At 55.4% G+C, this 630-nt stretch carries 1 rRNA gene; it reads right to left on the reverse strand.

Annotation, left to right across the window (positions count from 1 at the left end):
* A 16S ribosomal RNA gene (locus tag QWY76_RS20030) occupies positions 1-630 on the reverse strand; the annotation flags it as partial.

Here is a 630-nt window from a genome sequence, read left to right on the forward strand (position 1 = left end):
AAGGAGGTGATCCAGCCGCAGGTTCCCCTACGGCTACCTTGTTACGACTTCACCCCAGTCATGAACCACACCGTGGTGATCGCCCTCCGAAGTTAGGCTAACCACTTCTGGTGCAGTCCACTCCCATGGTGTGACGGGCGGTGTGTACAAGGCCCGGGAACGTATTCACCGTGACATTCTGATTCACGATTACTAGCGATTCCGACTTCACGGAGTCGAGTTGCAGACTCCGATCCGGACTGAGACCGGCTTTATGGGATTAGCTCCACCTCGCGGCTTTGCAACCCATTGTACCGACCATTGTAGCACGTGTGTAGCCCTACCCGTAAGGGCCATGATGACTTGACGTCGTCCCCACCTTCCTCCGGTTTGTCACCGGCAGTCTCCCTAGAGTTCCCGACCGAATCGCTGGCAAATAGGGACAAGGGTTGCGCTCGTTACGGGACTTAACCCAACATTTCACAACACGAGCTGACGACAGCCATGCAGCACCTGTCTGTGCGTTCCCGAAGGCACCAATCCATCTCTGGAAAGTTCGCACGATGTCAAGGGTAGGTAAGGTTCTTCGCGTTGCATCGAATTAAACCACATGCTCCACCGCTTGTGCGGGCCCCCGTCAATTCATTTGAG

Source organism: Halomonas maura (genome assembly GCF_030409305.1).
GTDB lineage: Bacteria > Pseudomonadota > Gammaproteobacteria > Pseudomonadales > Halomonadaceae > Halomonas > Halomonas maura.